Raw genomic sequence first — 18,710 nt, 5'->3', positions numbered from 1 at the left:
TTCGCGATGCGCGAAGCTCCTGTCAGCCCAGGGTCAGTATCATGTCTTCCGAAACGGACATCGTGGGAATATGCAGGTTCTCCGGTGCCGGACCCTTTCGAATGCGTCCTGCTGTATCATAATGGGAGCCATGACAGGGACAGAACCAACCACCAAAATCGCCGGCTCCGTCACCAAGTGGTACACATCCCAGATGCGTGCAAACGCCTATCATGACCAAGAAATTCTCATTTCCCGCCACTGCCCTGTTTGCATCGGTGGCCAGGTCATCTCCGGATATGTTGGGATTTCTGGCGACGGTATCAGGAAGGGAAAGCACATCTTCCGAACGGGCCTGCGCGATTTCCGCGTCGGTCCTGTGCCGGATGAACACCGGCTTGCCGAGAAAACTGACAGTCAATTGCGTTCCGGGTTCCACACCGGAGATATCGACGCGGATCTGGGACAGCGCGCGGACATCGGCGGATGGGTTCATCTGATTGAGCAATGGCCAGACCGCAGCCCCTACGGCAACCGCGCCCGTTCCGGCGGTGGCGTAGTACAGGAAATCCCGGCGGAGTTGTGGTGTTTGTGTATCCATAGCGATTCACGGTCGCAGCTTCCTGTGGGGGAAGGTCAATGGTAAAGTAGGCAATCACGGTTTTCATTTTTGCTGACATACTCAGACTTAGGAAGCGTTGGTTGACCGATTTGTTCGCCAGAGCGCTGCGACCAGCAACGGTGCGGCAGTCATCAATCCAAGACCGATGATGATCCACTCAGCAGTGCCGAAATCTCCCGACATGGCCTCTGCTCCGAAATGCGCGAGCAGGAAACTGGCTGGAAGAATGCCTGCCAGAGTTGCGATCAGGAACCGCCAAAGGCGCAGGCGGCTGAGACCGGCAGCGTAGCTCATTGCGTCAAACGAGATGAAGGGCAAGAGGCGAGACGCGAACACCGTCAACATCAACAGATTTTGAGAGCCCAATAACCCGAAACCGGCCTTATCCCCAAGCCAGCGCTCAACGTGGTCGCGCCCGATATAGCGGGCGATGATGAATGCCACGAGTGCACCCAGTTCCGACCCGATGGCGACATAGACAGCTCCGGCAACATGACCATACGCCGCGCCTGCCACCAGTGCGACCGGTGCACTTGGAATGGGGCTTGCCACGATCGAAACCATCATGAGCACGATGATGAGCAACGGTCCCAAAGCGCCGGCCCGCTCTATCCAGACCTCGATAGTCTCGCGGGCTATCGCCGGGCCATATCCCATTGCCCATATGGCTATCAAAAGTACGCCAAGCGCAACCACCAACCATAGCCCAACCCGATGCAGGCGCGGTTTGCTAAGCGGCATGGAGCACCAAAAGAAAGAGAGCTGCGAAGACAATTGGCCTTTGCTCGGGCAAGATGAAATGCATAGGCGCAGAGATGACGATCAACAGCCCGCCGGCGAGGGTCAGCCGCTTGATGTGCAATTCGGTTTTCATCTCAAACCTCTATCGAGGAATAGGATTCCCCTAAAGGTTCCTGTCAGCGGAGGGTAAAGGGATTTCTGCGCTAAGCAACACTGAATTGCCCCATCATGCCGCCGTCTTCGTGTTCCAGAATGTGGCAGTGATACATGTAGGGCGCAGCCGCTGAGGCAGGTTTTTCGAATTTCATCGCAAGCTCCACTTCACCATCCACCAGTACCGTATCCTTCCAACCCCTGTTCTCTGCACGCGGTGCCGTACCGTTTTCCGACAGGACCTGAAACCGGACGCCGTGAACATGGAACGGGTGCATCATCATGGCCCCACGCACAATCCAACGCTCGATGCTGTTGAGTTTGGTGGAAAAATTGAGCGTTCCCGAATCGTATGACGCGCCGTTGATCGAAAATCGGTTACCGGACCGCGAGAACATCATCCCCATGCCCATCGACATATCCAGTGACAGACGTCGGACTGGCGCGTCCTTGACCGCAAGATCAGGCAACTGCCCGTCCAGAGAGCCGGGCAGGGCGTCGATGCGAACCGGAAGGGTTGTGTCGACAGCGAAAGGCAGCACGGTGAATGGACTGCCGGAACCGCCGCCGCCCATCATTCCGCCCATGGCCGAATTAATGATATCGTCGGACTTCAAAACACTGTCCCGCCCGCTTGTGAAATCCACAAGCACTTCTGCGCGCTCTCCTGGTGCAAGGGTCAGGCGGTTCAGCGCAATCGGTCGATCCAGAAATCCGGCATCTGTCGCGATGAGATGAAGCGACCGGCTGTCAGACATGGACAGGCGGTAAACCCGCGCATTCGAGCCGTTGACGACACGGCACCGCACGATCCCCTTCGGAACCGCTGCCGACGCGCCGATTTGACCGTTCACAACCATTGTGTCGCCCTGAAACCCGTTCATGGACTGGTGCATGCCGGGATCGTATTTCAGGCGTCCGCGCCAGTTGAACTGACGGTCCTGCAATACAAGGGTCAGATCATCGACCCCGTAGGCGGATGGCAATCCACGGGCGTCATCCGCGTCATCCGTCACCTGCAGAACACCCGCCAGCCCCAGCATGACCTGCCGTGCCGTCGCGCCGTGAATGTGGCTGTGATACCAGGCCGTTGCCGGGGGCTGGTCAAGGTCCAGCACCGGCTTCCAGGTGTCTCCCGGTGCGATGGCCTGATGTGGTCCGCCATCGAACTCACCGGCAACAACCAACCCGTGCCAATGCGCCGACATCGGCTCGCCAAGCGTGTTGTGCACCTCTGCCCGTGTCTCGACCCCGGCCTGCACCCGGATCGTCGGGCCAAGGTATCCCTGGTTGTAGCCGAACGTTTCGCTGGCGGCACCGTCGTCAAAACGGGTCTCGCCCGTGCGGGCTTCCAGCTGAAAAAGCCGGGATGTCGTCGCATCGAGAAGGGGAGGATACGCGAGCCTCTTGTCCGATGCCGCGAATGCAGCCGATGGCAGGGCAAATGCAGCCCCAAAGCCTGCGGCATGGCCCAACAGTTCTCGACGGTTCAACAGTTTCACTTCAACTCAATTCCTCTGGCAGCGCCGCCAGAGCCATATCGACACTGACGACCGGATAACCGCCCGCGATCCAGCCCGGTCCGGCGGCAGAACCGAGCATGCCTTCGGATACGTCAAGAAAGCCGCTGTAGCCAGCCTGCCGAAGACTTCGCATGACGCGGCCAGACCGCCCGCCTGTCGCACAGATGAGCGCGACAGGCCGCCCTTCGGCCCGTTCCCGGGCGGCAAAAAGCCGCTCGGCGAAACGGTCCTCATGCAGGCTGATGGGCCAGGTACCGTCGGCAACGCCGGTGTCGGTCCATTCCGGTCGCGACCGAACGTCGATCATCCGGATCAGGTCCTGTTGCAGCGCATCTGCTGCCATGTCCGCCGACCAGACCTCGGCGGTCTGGGCGACAGCCGAGAAAGGTGCAACGGAACTGGCCAACATCGCAAGGCTTGCGCCGCGGCGCGTCAGAAAGAAGGCCATAATTTGCCCCCATCAAGCTGAGTGCCGCAGGCTTGACCCTTATTCGCTGTCATGATGACCTTCCATGTCCGTTCCGGTGGAAGTACCGTTCATTTTGCTCATCCGTGTACCGGCATCTTCCATCTCGTCCTGAGAGATCTGGCCGTTACCGTCCGCATCGAGATGCTGAAAGCGATCTACCATGCGCGCGCGCATTGCGTCCATATGCAAGGCTTCGAACTCGTCAAGTGTCAACGCTCCATCGGAATTCGCATCGAACTCCCGCATTTTTTCGGACATCTGCGCGGCCATTTCATGAGGCTGTCCACCGGACATCATTGTCGACATCATGTCCCGATCCATCATTCCCATCATGTTGCCCTGGCCACCCATCATAGCGGCATGCATCTTCATCATTTTTCGCATCATCGGCATCATGTCCCCGCCCATCATGCCCATCTGATTGTCGCCATCGCCCATCGCCATGCCGGACATATTCCCGCTGTCAGGCTTGCTGTCGGCAGCCCCGTCGGATTCCGCAAATGCTGTTTGCGCCATGCCAACCGCGATCACCACGCCAAGCGCAATAATTTCTTGTTTTTCATTTCTCATTCCTTTCAGACTTACCCTAGATACATTGGCGTTATAGCGCTTTGATTAAAGGCCAAGCGCGGGCCGTTTTGTAATCATTTGTCACAGCATCCTGTTACAAACGGTGACAAAGCAACCACTCACAGTTCGCCGGACGATTTGCTAGACAGACGTCGATCCAGTGAATTCATTGAAGAGGCTGATGATCCTTTGACACCTGAAATCGGTCATTTCGCGCTGGCACTGGCCTTGGCCATGGCGCTTGTTCAAAGTGTGCTGCCCTTCCTCGGTGCGGGGCGCGGAAACATCCTGTGGATGCAGTCTGCCAGATGGTCCTCGTTCGGTCAGGTTTTCTTTGTCGGCATCGCGTTTCTGGCGCTGATGCAAGCCTTCGTCACAAGCGACTTCACGGTCAAGAACGTGGTGGAGAATTCCAATTCACTCAAACCGATGCTGTTCAAGGTGGCAGGCACCTGGGGCAGTCACGAAGGATCCCTGTTGCTGTGGACCCTTATCCTGACGGTGTTTGGTGCGGCGGTCGCCCTCTTCGGATCGAACATTCCTCTGTCGCTGAAGGCAAGAACGCTGTCGGTGCAGGCCTGGATCAGTGTCGGTTTCCTGACTTTCATGCTGCTGACGTCCAATCCCTTCGACCGCGTTTTCCCTCCGCCAGACGACGGTCAGGACCTCAACCCATTATTGCAGGATGTCGGTCTCGCCATGCACCCGCCGCTTCTCTACTTCGGGTATGTCGGGTTCTCGATTGTCTTTTCGTTCGCGGTTGCCGCCCTGATCGAAGGGCGGGTGGACGCGGCCTGGGCACGGTGGGTACGTCCGTGGACGCTGGCTGCCTGGATGAGCCTGACCGCAGGCATCGCGCTGGGATCCTGGTGGGCCTATTATGAGCTTGGCTGGGGCGGCTGGTGGTTCTGGGACCCCGTTGAGAACGTCAGTTTCATGCCATGGCTGATGGGCACGGCACTGCTGCATTCCGCAATCGTGACGGAGAAACGGGATGCGTTCAAAAGCTGGACAATCCTTCTGGCGATCCTGACTTTTTCCCTATCGCTCTTGGGCACGTTCATTGTCCGATCGGGCCTGCTGACCTCTGTGCATGCATTCGCGGTCGACCCGGAAAGGGGACTTTATATCCTTGGATTGCTGGCCGTTTCGATCGGCGGTTCCCTTGCTCTGTTTGCCTGGCGCGCGCCGACAATGGAGCCCGGCGGCCTGTTTAAGCCGATCAGCCGGGAAGCGGGGCTATTGGTGAACAACCTGCTGCTGGCCACGGCCACCGGCATTGTGCTGTTCGGCACCTTGTACCCGCTCTTCTACGAAGCCGCGACGGGCGGTGAAAAACTGTCGGTGGGGCCGCCCTTCTTCAATGCGTCCTTTATTCCCGTGATGCTGCCGCTCGTCTTTGCGATGGGGCTGGGGCCTTACCTGTCCTGGAAACGTGCCGATCTGGCGGGCGTTCTGCAGCGGTTGCGTTTCGTGGTCGTTCTGGCCGTGCTCGCGACATTGGTGACCTGGTATCTCGCCGAGGGCGGTCCGGTGTTGGGGTATCTGTCGCTGATGCTTGCATTCTGGCTGTTTTTCTCAACCCTGCGGGAATGGGCGATGCGCATAAAGCTGTTTGAGGCACCGTTCCCGGAATCGGTGCGCCGTGCACGCAACCTGCCCAGATCCTCTCATGGGATGACACTGGCTCATGCGGGGCTCGCGATGGCGATGTTCGGATTTATCGGCTCGACGGTCTGGAAATCCGAGGAAATCATCTTTGTCCGGCCCGGTACAGAGGTCAGCATTGGTGGGTTCGATGTCACCTTTGAGGGGGCCGAACGTGTGCGTGGGCCAAATTACTTCGCGGATCGTGGCACGCTTCGTGTGGCCCGGGAGGGGAACTATGTCACCGATCTCTTCCCGGAGCGGCGTACCTATCCGGTCGCGCAAACCACCACCACAGAGAGCGCCATCAGATCGACAATGGCCGGTGATCTCTATGCGTCCATCGCAAATCCGGCCGCCGAGGACGAGAGCACGCAAGGGGCTTGGACCCTGCGCATCCTGTATGAACCTCTGGTCAACTTTATCTGGATCGGATCGGCGATGCTTGTGCTTGGTGGGGGTCTTTCGCTGTCTGACCGGCGGTTGCGCGTCGGGGCACCCCGTCGCAAGGCGAAAGCGCCCGCAGCACTTCCTGCGGAGTAGGCATGGGACGTATACTGGCATTCATTCCGCTGGCAATCGCGGCCATTTTCGGGGGGTTTTTTCTGTGGGGCTTGAACCCGGACCGGGACCCGAACAACATTCCTTCGGTTCTGATCTCGCAGCCGGCACCCGAATTCGATCTGGCCGCTGTCGACGGGTTGGAGACGCCAGGGCTTTCCCGCGCCGATCTGGTCGGGAACCCGCGACCGGTCATCGTGAACGTGTTTGCCTCGTGGTGCGTGCCCTGCCGGGCCGAACACGGGGTTCTGACCCAGATGGTCGAAAAGGACGGGCTGACGTTGTTCGGGATCAATTACAAGGACAAGCCGGAGGATGCGACTAAATGGCTTGCTGAGCTTGGCAATCCCTACGAAAGGATCGGGTCTGATCTGAGCGGCAGAGTGGGGATTGAATGGGGCCTTTCGGGCGTACCTGAAACATTCATTGTCGGCTCTGACGGGACGGTGTTGTTCAGATATGTCGGCCCCGTCGTGGGCGAAACGGCGATTTCCACATTCAGGGAAGCATTGATCCAGGCTGGCGCGTTAGCAAGGGGCCAGAACGGATGAGATATATCGCATTTGCTTTCCTCCTGCTGCTTCCGGTGACGGCCTTGGCGGTCGAGCCAGACGAGATGTTGCAGGATCCTGTACTGGAGCAACGCGCCCGTGAAATATCACGGGAACTGCGCTGCGTTGTCTGCCAGAATCAGGACATCGACAGCTCCAACGCCGGGGTTGCGCGGGACCTGCGCATACTGGTGCGCGAAAGGCTTGTTGCCGGTGACAGCGACAAGGAGGTCATCGCGTACATCCACGCCCGGTATGGCGATTATGTCCTGATGCGCCCGCCCCTGAATCGCGCCACTCTCGCGCTCTGGATGGCGCCCTTCGTGTTTGCGCTTGTTTCGCTGCTTGTCGGCTGGACCGTCATTTCGAGAAGCCGGCGCAGGGCTGCCGCAACGGGATTTTCCGATGACGAAAAAGCGGAAATTGCGCGTTTCATTGAAGAGAACGCTTCAAAGGACGGTTCATGATCTGGTTGGTTTTCGCCCTGTTATCCGTTGTCGGTCTGCTTTTCATGGGCCTGCCGCTGCGCCATCGGTCGTCGCGGACACCCGTCCCGGCTGACGCCACGGATGCGGTCCTCATGGATCAGTTGGATGAGGTTCGGCGGGATCTTGAGCGCGGTGTCATTTCCGACACCGAGGCCACGGCGGCGGAGCAGGAGATCAAGAGACGGATCCTCGTGCAGTCGCGCCGGTCCGTTCTGTCAGATGGGAAACCGGCGGCAGGGGGCCGCTTGATGGTCGTTCTGAGCGCAGTGTTCGTGCCGGTCTTCGCTTTTGGATATTACTCCGCAATGGGCTCGCCAGAGATCCCAGGTGTCGCCTTTGCCGAACGTGCCACTGAACGGCAGGAAGCGGCGGAAATCGCCGAATTGACAGATCGTCTGTACGTCCGGCTCAGTTCAGACCCCGAAGGCGGGCCTTCGGAAGGCTGGATGCTGCTGGGGCAAACCTATTCGAAAATGGGCCGGTATGCGGATGCAGCCGATGCATATAGAGTTGTCGCACAACGACCGGAGGCCGATTCCGCCGTCTTCTCCATGTTGGCCGAGGTTCTGATCTACGCAGAGCAAGGTGTGGTGACACCTGAAGCGGACACCGCGATTGATCGGGCGTACGAACTGGATCCTTCCAATCCCGGTGCTGCCTTTTTCAAGGCAGTCTCGCTCGAGCAGAAGGGCGATGAGGCTCGGGCTCACGAAACGCTGGTGGCCCGGCTGGACGATGCGGATAGGTTTTTCCCGTGGATGGAAAGCTTTGTTGGCGAAGCCAACCGGATTGGCGCGAAGATCGGCAAGGCTCCGATCTCGCTGGCCGACTATGCCCCGAAGACCAGTGCGTCCGGCCCGACACAGGAAGACATCGAAAACGCGCAGGACATGAGTGTGGAGGAACGACAGGATTTCATTCGCTCGATGGTCGAACGGCTGGCCACGCGGCTGGAAGATGAGCCTGACGATCTTGATGGATGGATGCGGCTTGGCAATGCCTATTCGGTTCTGGGTGATACCGCGCCGGCAATCGCGGCGTTTGAACACGCTGAAATCCTGTTGTCGGAGGTGCCGGGAGATGACCCGCGCCGTCAAGCCGTGCAAAGCGCGTTGGAACGGTTGCGCCCGTAGTGGCGTGGGCGACCGTCGCTGTGCAGGTGAATGTGAGGCAGGATCAAGGTTTGGCGCTTAATCGAAAGCCCATCCGGTCCGGCCGTCGTCACAGACTATTTCGTGGGTAGTACCTTCAGACTGACCGACCAAGCGACATCCTACGGGAAGCATGACGTCGTGTGCCGCATCCCGTGTCACGGAAGGGGGCTCAAGTGGGCAAAGCTTGCCCGAGGCCGACTGGGCACAACCGCCGAGGGCCAGAATACCTGCAATCGGAATTCCGATTGTCAGCCGCGTTCTAGCGGGCGCGTACCAGTTCTCGTTCGGGAGCTTGGCCATCTTCAAATTCTGCATCCACAGTCGCCTCGTTCGCCTGTTCAACTCTTGACCCGTGACACGACTTTCCCATCATCCTGTGCATGACGACATGCGCACCAAGACAAAGTGCGAGCGGCGCAAAAAGGCCGACGTTGCCCCACAGACCCGCGATCGTGCCGCCTGCAATAAAGAATGCGGCGACTGGAAACAACATAACGGCACAACAGGCCATCATACCATACTGCATCAGTTTCGATGAACCGGTGGATTTTTGACTTTGATTGTCAGACATGTAGCTCTCCAGAATATGCTCGTGTTCTTCTGCGACATTCCAGTGAGGCAAGGTCAAGGGTACATTCGGATACAATTTGATCAGATGACAGCCTGCGGGTCGTTGACCAAGTTGGCCCGTCAGGTTGCCAGATCCAACGCATAGGACAGGAATGTGACGAGGGGGATCGGGGTCAGGCTGAACAGCAAGGCCATGCTCATTGTCCTGAACATGGTAGGCTTCGATGCCTCGCCAGAAGGTTCTGTCAGAACCACCAGAAGCGCGATGAAGGTGCCGGGCGCCAGGGCATAGAGATATACGCCCGAGATGTTCCCAAACATGAACGACCGCTCGAGCGTTGGTCCGACCACGCTCAAAGCTGTTGCACGGCTGCCGTTGAACGAGCCGAACAGATCGGCCGACATCACATAGACGGCAATGTGAACCCCAATGAATGCGACACTCCGCAGCAGGCCATCTAAAACCAGGTAAACAATCGGCCGATGCTGGTACTGCTTCAGCGCGACCGATGCGGAAACGAACCCCAAGTAATTCACGAGGAAAACGACCACAAACCCATTGGTAAAGACCTGCCGGAGGAAGCGCGAGAGCGCGGTCCCATTCGTCAGCAGCAGCGTCGCAAAACCAGGCGTTGCGAGGATGTAGACAAGCAGGAACGGCAATATGCTTGCCAAGCTCAGAACGGATACGTTCCAACAAAATCTGCCGAATGGTAAGGTCGGCGAAAAACTTTGTCGGAACGTATCGCGGGCAAACACGTCAGCCGTGGGTTGCGAAGACTTGCGTCGACCCATCCATCAGTACAAGCAGCACATCATAGGGATCACCTTGGGGGCCCATGCCGGGCGAACCCATGGGCATTCCCGGTGCTGTCAGTCCGCGCGCGACAGGTTTTTCGCTCAGCAACCGCCCGATGTCAGCCGCAGGCACGTGACCCTCGACGAAATATCCGCCCACGGACGTAGTGTGACATCCTGCCAGTTCCGGCGCGATGCCGTGTTTCTGCTTCAGAACCTGAAGCGTGTCGTAATCCACGTCCTCGACCGATGCCTTGAAACCGGCAGAGATCATCTCATTTACCCAAGCGCCGCAGCAGCCGCAGGTCGGTGTCTTTGTCACCTGCAACGTGGGTGCGGCGGTTTGCGACAAAGCAGGCCCGGCCAAGGCCAGGCTGAGTGCCGTAAGGCCAAATTCACGTCGGTTCACTTAAAACTCCTCGATGTTCTTCCTTAAATAGTTGCTCGGTATCCCGAAGTCGACTGCCCGCGCTGTTACATTTGGCTACAAACACGGGATGGGCGTCCCTTGGTGAAAATGACTATGTTGGCGGCATGAGCGATCTGCCACGCATCCTTGTCGTCGATGACCATTCAGAGATTCGGAAATCCGTCACCAGTTATCTGGAACGCAACGGCATGCGTGCTTCAGCGGCGGAAAATGCAGTTGAGATGGACGCAAGGCTGGCGGAAGCGCATTTCGATCTGATTGTCCTCGATGTGATGATGCCGGGGGAAGACGGGCTGTCCGCGTGCACGCGATTGCGCAAGGAAGGGCATATTCCGATCCTGATGCTGACCGCATTGGGTGACGACGAAGACCGCATCGCGGGTCTGGATGGCGGGGCAGACGATTATCTCGCCAAGCCGTTTAATCCCAAGGAACTGGTGGCGCGGATCAACGCGATATTGCGTCGGACGCAGCTGATCCCAAAACCGAATGGTTTTGCGGGGAAAACGTTGAAGTTTGCACACCTAAAGCTGGATTTCGATGGCCGCACACTGATTGACCAAGGCGGTTCGCGTACGCAACTTACATCCGGTGAACTCAAACTCCTGACCCTGTTCCTGCAAAGGCCAAGGACGGTCATTGGCCGCGACGAGCTGCTCAAATTGAGCACCGGCCGGGTCGCCGGTCCATTGGACCGAACCATCGACAATCAGGTGAGCCGGTTGCGCCGGAAGATGGAAGAGGACGTTTTGCGCCCGAAGATCATCGCGACTGTCCGGCAGGGGGGGTATAGTCTTTCCTGCGATGTCGAGATTTGCGAATGAAGCTGCTTCCGCGGACGTTGCGTGCACAGATTGCCCTTCTGGTCCTCGGTGTCTTGATCCTCGCGCAAGCTCTGAGTCTTTGGTTTTTCGTTGATGAACGCTCGTTAGCCATTCAGGCCGCCATCGGTGCCGAAGCCGCCGGAAGGGCCGCAAATGTCGCACAGTTGATTGAAGGCGCACCCCCGGAATTGCATGCCCAGATCGTCCGCGCGGCAACGTCTCCGCTCGTACGGTTCGACCTTACAGACGAGCCGTCGGTTGCACACGGACAACACGATGACGGTGGAGCGGTCGAAGCGCGGATACGGGCACTGCTTCAGGAAAGCTACAGCCGGGATATCCGGGTTGAGGTTCATGAAATCGAGGGAGGTCTGCTGCCCCTTCCGAACCTGTCACCGGAAATGGCGCAAATGCACGCCGAAATGATGCAGGGCAGCCTTGCGGCCATCGAGATGGAGCTGTCCATTGCGCTGTCCGGTGGGAATTGGCTCAACATCGAGACGCGGTTCGAACGGCCGCCTCTGCAAAGGTCGCTGGCGTCCAACATATCCTTTGCACTGACTGCGGGACTTCTGCTGGTTGCAAGTTTCTGGTTTCTCCTGTCCCGACTGACCGGACCACTCAACGATCTCGCGACTGCGTCCGAACGCCTGGGTCGCGGCGCCGCCAAGGGCGATCTGCCGGTCGTAGGGCCGAAGGAAGTTCGAGATCTGACCCGATCATTCAACATCATGCAGGATCGCCTGACGCGATTTGTCAGTGACCGGACCCAGATGCTTGCAGCGCTTGCGCATGATCTGCGCTCGCCTTTGACGGCGCTTAGGGTGCGGGCCGAAATGGTGGACGACGAAGACACGCGCACGTCCTTGGTGGCGTCAAGTGAAGAGATGCAACGGATGGTCGATGCGACCCTCGATTTCGCGAAGGGCGTCGGACAGCATGAAGAGGTCCAATCGGTTGATTTGCACGATCTGATCACTGGTATGGGCTTGGACAAGGTTCAGGTGACCAGCCAAGGTCCACTCATCGTATCCGTGAAACCAAGCGCGATGGGGCGCGCGTTGAGAAACCTGATTGAGAACGCGATCCGCTACGGGAGTGAGGCCAGGGTTTCGTGGCAACGCATGGGCAGTGAGGTAGTGGTCGCCATCGACGATCAGGGGCCCGGTATTCCCGACAATCAGCTGGAGGCTGTTTTCGGACCCTATGTCAGGCTCGAGACGTCGCGATCACAGGATACCGGCGGTCATGGCCTGGGGCTGTCGATTGCGCGCAGCATCATCCTTGAGCACGGTGGTTCTATCGAACTGAAAAACCGCACTGATGGGGGTCTGCGCGCTGAAATCACGCTGCCCGTCAAACAAAGCGCCGAGTCAGCCCCGAAAGAGGAAGGCTCGCCACATATGGCGCGGGTTGTTCGTCACCTCAAACCCGACTAGTTTAGTGAGGCAAGTATATGAAACGAAGATATTTCCTGACTTCTGTTGCAGCTCTTTCGGTGAGTGGAAAAACAGCATTCGCGCATAGTGACGCAGAGCACGACCGGCGCGTCGGGCCATCTGTGGTGCCCCCGGAGCAGTTGCCGCGCCAGGTTCCGTTCACCGAGGCAGACAAACCGGGAGAAATACATGTCGATCCGAACCAGTTCGCTTTATTTTGGACTTTGCCGAACAATCGGGCAATCAGGTATACCGTCGGAATTGGCCGGGAGGGGCTCTATGAATCCGGCGAGTTCTATGTCGCGCGCAAGCAAAAGTGGCCGCGGTGGACGCCCACACCCGCCATGATAGCCAGAGATCCTGACCGATATCTTCGTTTTGCGGGCGGTGTGCCCGGTGGGCTGAACAATCCACTCGGTGCCCGCGCCTTGTATCTTTACCAGCCAGGGCGTGGGGACACCTACCTGAGAATTCACGGCACAACGGATCCGAAGACGATTGGTCGACGTGTCTCAAACGGCTGTGCAAGGCTTACCAATAATCAGATCATCGAACTCTATGAGAAGGTCCCGCTCGACACGCGTGTTGTCCTGAAACCCATCGAGGTTTGAGGCAGCAGCGCGAAGACGTGTCCGTTGGCCGGGATACATATCGTTACATAATATCAGGCCCCGAACTGTTCATGAAATGCGACCAGGCGGGTAGTCTAGTGGATAGGCAGACAACAACATGAGGCCATATGATGACCCGCAAGCAAACACGTGTAACGCGTCGAGCATTCACGGCAGGTGCCGCATCGGCAGCTTTCGCGGCCCCGTCCATCCTGCGTGCGCAGGTGGATCAAACCAGTGTCCGAAGGAATATCTCATCGTTTCGTACACACGCTTGGCAAGACCACTTTGACGCTTTGGACAAGGGTATCATCATCGCAGACACCGTTACCCGCGTGATGCAACACTGGACGGCCGATGGCGAAATGCGCATTTATCCGACATCGGTTCCCTTGTCTGACGAGCTGACAAAGCGCGGCTACACGACAGTCACGTTCAAGGACCCCGAACCTGACTGGACCCCTACACCCTCCATGCGCGAACGTGACCCGTCTTTGCCAGCCTATATGCCGCCCGGGCCGGATAACCCGTTGGGCGTCCGTGCCCTGCACCTGAGTTGGACGTACTACAGGATTCACGGCACCCATGATACGCGCAAGATCGGAAGACGCTCTTCAAGCGGGTGTATCGGTCTCTACAACGAGCAAATCATCGAGGTGTTCGAAAGGACACCGGTCGGCACGCAGGTACGATTAATCTGATGTCGAAGTCCGGCATCCTGATTGCGGCGTTTTTTGTCGTCGGTGGCGCGGTTGTGATCTGGCAGCAATTGCAGCCATCGTCTTCGATGCCCGGCCACACAATGACAACGCCTGATCTTTCGCAGACGGAAGAGGGCGCGCCGATTGCAGACGTGGTTGTGCCTGCTGAATTCTCAGCAAATGCCCAATTGGGAAAGCGTGTTTTCGATGGCGCTTGCGCCGCTTGTCACGGTGCGAATGCTGCCGGACAGAATGGCGTGGCACCGCCGCTTGTCCACAAGATCTATGAACCGAGCCATCACGGTGACGCCGCTTTTTTGCTTGCCGCGAAACAAGGTGTCAGAGCGCACCATTGGAAGTTTGGCAATATGCCGCCAGTTGAAGGCGTCACACCCGGCGATGTGAAGATGGTTGTTGCATATGTGCGGGAACTTCAGCGCGCCAACGGGATCAATTGACAGGAATGACCAACATGAACATGAAGATATGGATTACTGCCATTGCGATCGGGACGACCGGCGTTGCTGCCTTGGCGCATTCCGGAGCAACCGGCGTGGTGCTGGAGCGGATGCAGGGCATGTCCGCGATGGCCAAAACACTCAAGACGCTATCACCCATGATGCGGGGTCAGGTACCTTATGACGCCGATGTCGTCCGCAGGGAAGCTGGCGCGATGATCGGCCATGCCGGTGAGCAAATGACGCGACTGTTTCCTGAAGGCTCGGGTGGCGGAGTGTCCAAGGCGTTGCCGTCGGTCTGGGAAAACAGCGAAGAGTTCGCGGCCCTTGCGCAAGAGTTGAGAACAGCCGCCGAAGGATTGAAGTTGAGCGCAGGCAATGGGTTGGCCGCAGCACAGGGCAACGGTAGCGAATCAATGATGGGCGGCGCCACTGACGGGATGATGGGTGGCGGGTCCGCGCCTGCAATGGGAGGGGGCATGATGGGATCGGACCTTCCCATGACGACCGAGATGTTTGCGGACATGCCGACCGACCGTGCGTTCGCGATGGTCGCCCAGACCTGTTCGGCCTGCCACCAGAAGTTCCGCAAAGAGGACAAGTGATCAGATGCGGTGGTGGCGTTGGATCATCGGTGCGGGGGTCGTCGGCGGCATCGGCGTTGTCGCGGCAACGATAGCCTGGCCGATCGGTGCGCCAGTCTCGGACCTGACCCTGCAAGGCGATGCCCAGCGGGGGTCGTATCTGGCGCGCGCCGGTGGATGCATTGCGTGCCACACCAACTTTGAAGCTGGCGGGGCGCCATTGGCAGGAGGAGCGCCGCTCCGGACCGATTTCGGGACATTCTATCCGCCAAATCTGACCACCGATGTCGAATTCGGGATTGGCGGCTGGACAGTAGAAGAGTTTGCAAAAGCGGTAAGGCAGGGAATTTCCCCGGACGGAGACCCCTATTATCCCACCTTCACCTACCCGTTTTATGCAAACTACACGGATCAGGACATTGCCGATCTGTGGGCCGCGTTCCAGACCGTGCCAGCCGTGAATGTGCCGACCCCGTCCCATGAGGTGCCTTTTCCGTTCGATCAGCGATGGGGGATGAAACTTTGGCGGGCGGCTTTTCTGACAAAGCCTGACACCGCACCAGAGGCGGACCGAAGCGATGCTTGGAACAGGGGCAAGCTGCTGGTCAACGGGGCGGCACATTGTGCTGCCTGCCACACAACGCGGAACTTTGCAGGCGCACGCATAGTATCGAAGAGGTTTTCCGGCAACGACGCCTTGCCGGGAGGTGGCAAAGCACCTTCGATCCGGACGCGCGATCTTGTGTCCGAAGGCTGGACAACAGACGATATGGCTTATGCATTGCGATCTGGCATAACGCCGTCTGGCGACGTATTTGGTGGATCAATGGCCGAAGTCGTGCGCTATGGCACGGGCTTTCTGAGCGACGCAGACCTGAATGCGATGGCCACCTACCTGCTGGACAACAAATCATAATCTTGGGAACCCACGAATGATCACGCTCAATCGCCGCCAATTTCTGGCAACATCTGCTGCGTTCAGTGGTCTGTCGGCCAGCACTGGATTTGCGGGCACGCCATTCGCGACCCTGACAGCCCAGCAAAGCGACGTGCAGCTGCTGCCCGGCAACTATGGCAAGACATCGCTTTGGTGCTTTGACGGCGGCTCACCCGGTCCGGAGATTCGCGTGGCGCAGGGGGGGCGTGTCCAGCGCAGATTGGTCAACCGGTTTTCTCAGGGAACGTCGACGCATTGGCACGGCATCCGCATCGACAATGCGATGGATGGCGTTTCCGGCCTGACACAGGATGTGGTCCAGCCGGAGGAAACATTCGACTATGACTTTACTGTCCCGGATGCCGGGACCTATTGGTACCATGCCCATAATAGGTCGTTTGAGCAGGTGGGCAGAGGGCTTTACGGTGCACTGATCGTGGAAGAGGCCGAGCCTCTCGACATTGATCGCGAGGAAGTCCTGATCCTGGATGATTGGCTTATTGACCCCGAAACCGCGCAGATCAAAGACGACTTCGGAGCGCCTCATGATCTCAGCCACGCAGGGCGCATCGGCAACCTGCTGACGACCAATGGAACCTTCAATCTGGGCCTGAGTGCACGCAAGAACGAAAGACTGCGCTTGCGGCTGATCAATGCTGCCAATGCGCGCAATTTCCAACTGGGGCTGGAAGGCCTTGACGGTTGGGCGGTTGCTTTGGACGGCATGCCCCTGGCTGCACCCATTAAGGTGACGGAGCCGATGATCCTCGCTCCGGCTCAACGGATCGACCTGATCGTCGATGTGGTCGCGGATGTTGGTGAAACGGCTCATATTCTTCAGTTCGGCCGGGAAGAGGCCTTCAGCCAGGTTACATTCGAGGTCGTTGAGTGGGGCTCGAAAAATCGTCGAGACGCGCCTTTGGCCTTGCCGCCGAACGACCACAGGATGGTCGACTTGAGTGAAGCCACGATGCTCAGCCTGAGTATGGAAGGCGGTGCCATGGGGCGGATGAGGTCCGCTTCCCTTGGGGGCGAACTCAAGCCGATCGGCGAGATCGTCGAGGCCGGGTATTTCTGGTCGTTCAACGGCAAAGTGGACGGGATCAACGGTGATCCCCTTGCGCGGCTGGACCGCGGCCAGAATGTACGATTGAAGATCGTGAACGACACGGCGTTTCCGCACGCGATGCACCTGCATGGCATTCACTTCCACGAGGTCGCCGAAAACGGCACCCTCGGACCGCTGCGTGACACGACCCTTCTTGAACGGGGTCAGACGCGCGAGATTGCCTTTGTGGCGGACAACCCGGGCCAATGGCTGCTACATTGCCACATGCTGTCGCATGCGGCTTCGGGCATGATGACCAAGATCGTCGTTGGATGACCCCGCGATCCGTCTATCTTGCGTTGGGCGTAGTTACCGTTGCGGTGGCTACCATATTCCTGTGGACCCGGTCCGGCGGAACCGACCATACGGCGGAAAACCTCATCAACTCCTCAGCCGATGTGGCCGCGGGCGAAGTCCTCTATGCCGAAAATTGCGCCGCGTGCCATGGCGCAAATCTGGAAGGTGAAGAAAACTGGCGCAGTCCGCGTGATGACGGAAGCCTGCCCGCACCGCCGCATGATGCAAGCGGCCACACTTGGCACCACGCGGACAGCATGCTGTTCGCCTACACCAAGCTGGGGGGCGCCGAGGTTCTCGCGGCGCAAGGCGTTGACTTCAACAGCGGCATGCCCGGTTTCGGCGACCAACTGAGCGACGGGGAAATCTGGGACATCCTCGCATACATCAAGTCAACATGGCCGGAGCGTGAACGCGCCACGCAAGCCGAGCGCACGGCCCAGGATATTGCCTCACAAGGAGACGGATAATGAAAAGATTCTTGGCTACCACCGCACTGTTAATGCTTCCCATCGCTGCGACGGCAGACGGCATGGACGAAGACCGGATCAAGGAACTGATGCTGGAAGCCATCCGCGAGAATCCGGGCATCGTGTTCGAGGCCGCGCAGTTGTTCGAACAGCAACAGCAGGCGTTGCAGGCGCAAGCCGCAGCGCAGGTTCTCGATACGGAAAAAGCCACGCTTGAAAATGATCCCAATGCGCCCGTTCTGGGCAATCCGGATGGCGATGTCACGGTTGTCGAATTCTTCGACTACAACTGCCCCTATTGCCGCCGGGTTAAACCTGAAATGGAGGCATTGCTTGCCGCTGATCCCAACGTCAGGGTCGTTTACCGGGAATGGCCCATTCTGGGGGACGGGTCGGTTTTTGCCGCCCGCGCGGCGCTGGCGTCCCGAAACCAGGGCAAATATGAAGAGTTTCATTGGGCCATGATGCAACTGAAGGAACGCGCAGAGGAAGCATCGATTCTCCGCACTGCGGAAGACATCGGCCTCGATGTTGCACAGTTGCGTCGCGACATGAACGGACCGGAAATAGAAGAACACATACAGACTTCCATGCGGCTTGCGCAATCTCTGGGGTTCAGTGGCACACCTTCATTTGTGATCGGCGACAGTCTTGCGCCGGGCCTGATCCAGGCGGACCAGATGATCGAGCTTGTCGATCAGGCACGGGCCGCCGAATAAGGACAAGCTTACGCGGCTGAAGCGTCGTAGCCAGCGTCAACGATGGCTTGCCGCACAGCGGCCTGTTCCAATGTGCTTTGGACAGTGACAAGGCGAAGGTCCAGATCGGACGTGACAACGGCTGATGGATCCTTTGCCTTGATGCCGCTTTCGATAGCGGATGTACAGTGTCCACAGCTCATTTTCGGGACGGAAAAAATCATGAAGGCCTCCATTTTTGGTACAACCTCAGACTTGGTCGTTCCATCGGGAGGAAGGTCAAGCAAATATCAGAAAAATAAATGAGATACTCTCTTGAGCTTCCAG

The 18,710-nt window shown here is 58.4% G+C and carries 24 protein-coding genes; 14 read left to right on the top strand and 10 right to left on the bottom strand.

Annotated features, from left to right (window positions below; translation table 11 throughout):
• Positions 1–22 precede the first annotated feature (22 nt).
• The 6 genes from petA to Ga0080574_RS03360 form a co-directional block, all read right to left on the bottom strand.
• Positions 23–580 (bottom strand): ubiquinol-cytochrome c reductase iron-sulfur subunit, encoded by a 558-nt coding sequence (gene petA, locus Ga0080574_RS03380; RefSeq protein WP_009824465.1) that lies wholly within the window; start codon positions 578–580, stop codon positions 23–25.
• Between the two features lie 87 nt (positions 581–667).
• Positions 668–1,342: a TVP38/TMEM64 family protein gene (locus Ga0080574_RS03375; RefSeq protein ID WP_043847219.1), complete on the bottom strand. Its 675-nt coding sequence runs from the start codon at positions 1,340–1,342 to the stop codon at positions 668–670.
• Positions 1,332–1,475 (bottom strand): hypothetical protein, encoded by a 144-nt coding sequence (locus Ga0080574_RS25760; protein ID WP_009824469.1) that lies wholly within the window; start codon positions 1,473–1,475, stop codon positions 1,332–1,334. Before Ga0080574_RS25760 ends, Ga0080574_RS03375 begins: the two co-directional genes overlap by 11 nt.
• A 70-nt stretch (positions 1,476–1,545) precedes the next feature.
• The gene (locus Ga0080574_RS03370) at positions 1,546–2,997 is read right to left on the bottom strand and encodes a multicopper oxidase family protein (RefSeq protein ID WP_043847217.1); all 1,452 of its coding nucleotides are present in this window, start codon (positions 2,995–2,997) and stop codon (positions 1,546–1,548) included.
• Position 2,998: 1 nt separating this feature from the next.
• A complete protein-coding gene (locus Ga0080574_RS03365) occupies positions 2,999–3,466 on the bottom strand; it encodes a rhodanese-like domain-containing protein (protein WP_043847215.1) in 468 nt (155 codons plus the stop codon).
• Between the two features lie 39 nt (positions 3,467–3,505).
• On the bottom strand, positions 3,506–4,057 hold the full coding sequence (locus tag Ga0080574_RS03360) for an EF-hand domain-containing protein (protein ID WP_067627155.1): 552 nt from the start codon (positions 4,055–4,057) through the stop codon (positions 3,506–3,508).
• A 189-nt stretch (positions 4,058–4,246) separates the two neighbouring features.
• Between Ga0080574_RS03360 and Ga0080574_RS03355 the strand changes: the two genes are divergently transcribed.
• From Ga0080574_RS03355 to ccmI, 4 genes are read left to right on the top strand one after another with little or no spacing between them, the layout of a single operon-like run.
• Positions 4,247–6,247: a heme lyase CcmF/NrfE family subunit gene (locus tag Ga0080574_RS03355; protein WP_076695215.1), complete on the top strand. Its 2,001-nt coding sequence runs from the start codon at positions 4,247–4,249 to the stop codon at positions 6,245–6,247.
• A 2-nt stretch (positions 6,248–6,249) separates the two neighbouring features.
• Positions 6,250–6,816 carry a DsbE family thiol:disulfide interchange protein gene (locus Ga0080574_RS03350; RefSeq protein WP_009824474.1) on the top strand — a complete coding sequence of 189 codons (567 nt, stop codon included), beginning with the start codon at positions 6,250–6,252 and terminating at the stop codon, positions 6,814–6,816.
• Positions 6,813–7,283 carry a cytochrome c-type biogenesis protein gene (locus tag Ga0080574_RS03345; RefSeq protein ID WP_009824475.1) on the top strand — a complete coding sequence of 157 codons (471 nt, stop codon included), beginning with the start codon at positions 6,813–6,815 and terminating at the stop codon, positions 7,281–7,283. The genes Ga0080574_RS03350 and Ga0080574_RS03345 overlap by 4 nt, the downstream gene beginning before the upstream one ends.
• Positions 7,280–8,437, top strand: a complete 1,158-nt coding sequence (gene ccmI / locus Ga0080574_RS03340) for a c-type cytochrome biogenesis protein CcmI (protein ID WP_043847209.1) — start codon at positions 7,280–7,282, stop codon at positions 8,435–8,437. The genes Ga0080574_RS03345 and ccmI overlap by 4 nt, the downstream gene beginning before the upstream one ends.
• Before the next feature lie 280 nt (positions 8,438–8,717).
• Here ccmI and Ga0080574_RS03335 read toward each other — a convergent pair whose 3' ends face one another.
• The 3 genes from Ga0080574_RS03335 to Ga0080574_RS03325 form a co-directional block, all read right to left on the bottom strand.
• The gene (locus Ga0080574_RS03335) at positions 8,718–9,029 is read right to left on the bottom strand and encodes a DUF2933 domain-containing protein (RefSeq protein WP_037953520.1); all 312 of its coding nucleotides are present in this window, start codon (positions 9,027–9,029) and stop codon (positions 8,718–8,720) included.
• Positions 9,030–9,148: 119 nt separating this feature from the next.
• On the bottom strand, positions 9,149–9,691 hold the full coding sequence (locus tag Ga0080574_RS03330; RefSeq protein WP_050672448.1) for a hypothetical protein: 543 nt from the start codon (positions 9,689–9,691) through the stop codon (positions 9,149–9,151).
• A gap of 97 nt (positions 9,692–9,788) precedes the next feature.
• The gene (locus Ga0080574_RS03325; protein WP_037953522.1) at positions 9,789–10,235 is read right to left on the bottom strand and encodes a DUF411 domain-containing protein; all 447 of its coding nucleotides are present in this window, start codon (positions 10,233–10,235) and stop codon (positions 9,789–9,791) included.
• Positions 10,236–10,360: 125 nt separating this feature from the next.
• On the opposite strand from Ga0080574_RS03325, the gene Ga0080574_RS03320 reads away from it, so the two are divergent.
• The 10 genes from Ga0080574_RS03320 (at position 10,361) to Ga0080574_RS03275 (ending at position 18,404) form a co-directional block, all read left to right on the top strand.
• A complete protein-coding gene (locus tag Ga0080574_RS03320; RefSeq protein WP_076695214.1) occupies positions 10,361–11,080 on the top strand; it encodes a response regulator in 720 nt (239 codons plus the stop codon).
• A complete protein-coding gene (locus Ga0080574_RS03315) occupies positions 11,077–12,519 on the top strand; it encodes an ATP-binding protein (protein ID WP_050672446.1) in 1,443 nt (480 codons plus the stop codon). The genes Ga0080574_RS03320 and Ga0080574_RS03315 overlap by 4 nt, the downstream gene beginning before the upstream one ends.
• Before the next feature lie 17 nt (positions 12,520–12,536).
• Complete coding sequence (locus Ga0080574_RS03310; protein ID WP_005619183.1) at positions 12,537–13,130, top strand: L,D-transpeptidase; 594 nt, start codon at positions 12,537–12,539, stop codon at positions 13,128–13,130.
• Between the two features lie 128 nt (positions 13,131–13,258).
• Positions 13,259–13,831, top strand: coding sequence for a L,D-transpeptidase (locus Ga0080574_RS03305; RefSeq protein ID WP_043847205.1), 573 nt, complete (start codon positions 13,259–13,261; stop codon positions 13,829–13,831).
• On the top strand, positions 13,831–14,289 hold the full coding sequence (locus Ga0080574_RS03300; protein WP_005619178.1) for a c-type cytochrome: 459 nt from the start codon (positions 13,831–13,833) through the stop codon (positions 14,287–14,289). The genes Ga0080574_RS03305 and Ga0080574_RS03300 overlap by 1 nt, the downstream gene beginning before the upstream one ends.
• A gap of 14 nt (positions 14,290–14,303) precedes the next feature.
• Positions 14,304–14,894, top strand: coding sequence for a c-type cytochrome (locus tag Ga0080574_RS03295; RefSeq protein ID WP_005619176.1), 591 nt, complete (start codon positions 14,304–14,306; stop codon positions 14,892–14,894).
• Between the two features lie 4 nt (positions 14,895–14,898).
• A complete protein-coding gene (locus Ga0080574_RS03290) occupies positions 14,899–15,789 on the top strand; it encodes a c-type cytochrome (protein WP_076695212.1) in 891 nt (296 codons plus the stop codon).
• A 16-nt stretch (positions 15,790–15,805) separates the two neighbouring features.
• A complete protein-coding gene (locus Ga0080574_RS03285) occupies positions 15,806–17,194 on the top strand; it encodes a multicopper oxidase family protein (RefSeq protein ID WP_050686572.1) in 1,389 nt (462 codons plus the stop codon).
• Positions 17,191–17,685, top strand: coding sequence for a c-type cytochrome (locus Ga0080574_RS03280; protein WP_005619169.1), 495 nt, complete (start codon positions 17,191–17,193; stop codon positions 17,683–17,685). The genes Ga0080574_RS03285 and Ga0080574_RS03280 overlap by 4 nt, the downstream gene beginning before the upstream one ends.
• Positions 17,685–18,404, top strand: coding sequence for a DsbA family protein (locus Ga0080574_RS03275; RefSeq protein WP_076695210.1), 720 nt, complete (start codon positions 17,685–17,687; stop codon positions 18,402–18,404). Before Ga0080574_RS03280 ends, Ga0080574_RS03275 begins: the two co-directional genes overlap by 1 nt.
• Positions 18,405–18,412: 8 nt before the next feature.
• Here the strand turns inward: Ga0080574_RS03275 and Ga0080574_RS03270 are convergent, their stop codons facing one another.
• On the bottom strand, positions 18,413–18,586 hold the full coding sequence (locus Ga0080574_RS03270; RefSeq protein WP_418314523.1) for a heavy-metal-associated domain-containing protein: 174 nt from the start codon (positions 18,584–18,586) through the stop codon (positions 18,413–18,415).
• Positions 18,587–18,710 lie beyond the last annotated feature (124 nt).

This window comes from Salipiger abyssi (genome assembly GCF_001975705.1).
Lineage (GTDB): Bacteria > Pseudomonadota > Alphaproteobacteria > Rhodobacterales > Rhodobacteraceae > Salipiger > Salipiger abyssi.
The sequence above is the reverse complement of the archived record's forward strand: the minus strand, read 5'-3'. Positions and strand labels throughout refer to the sequence as shown.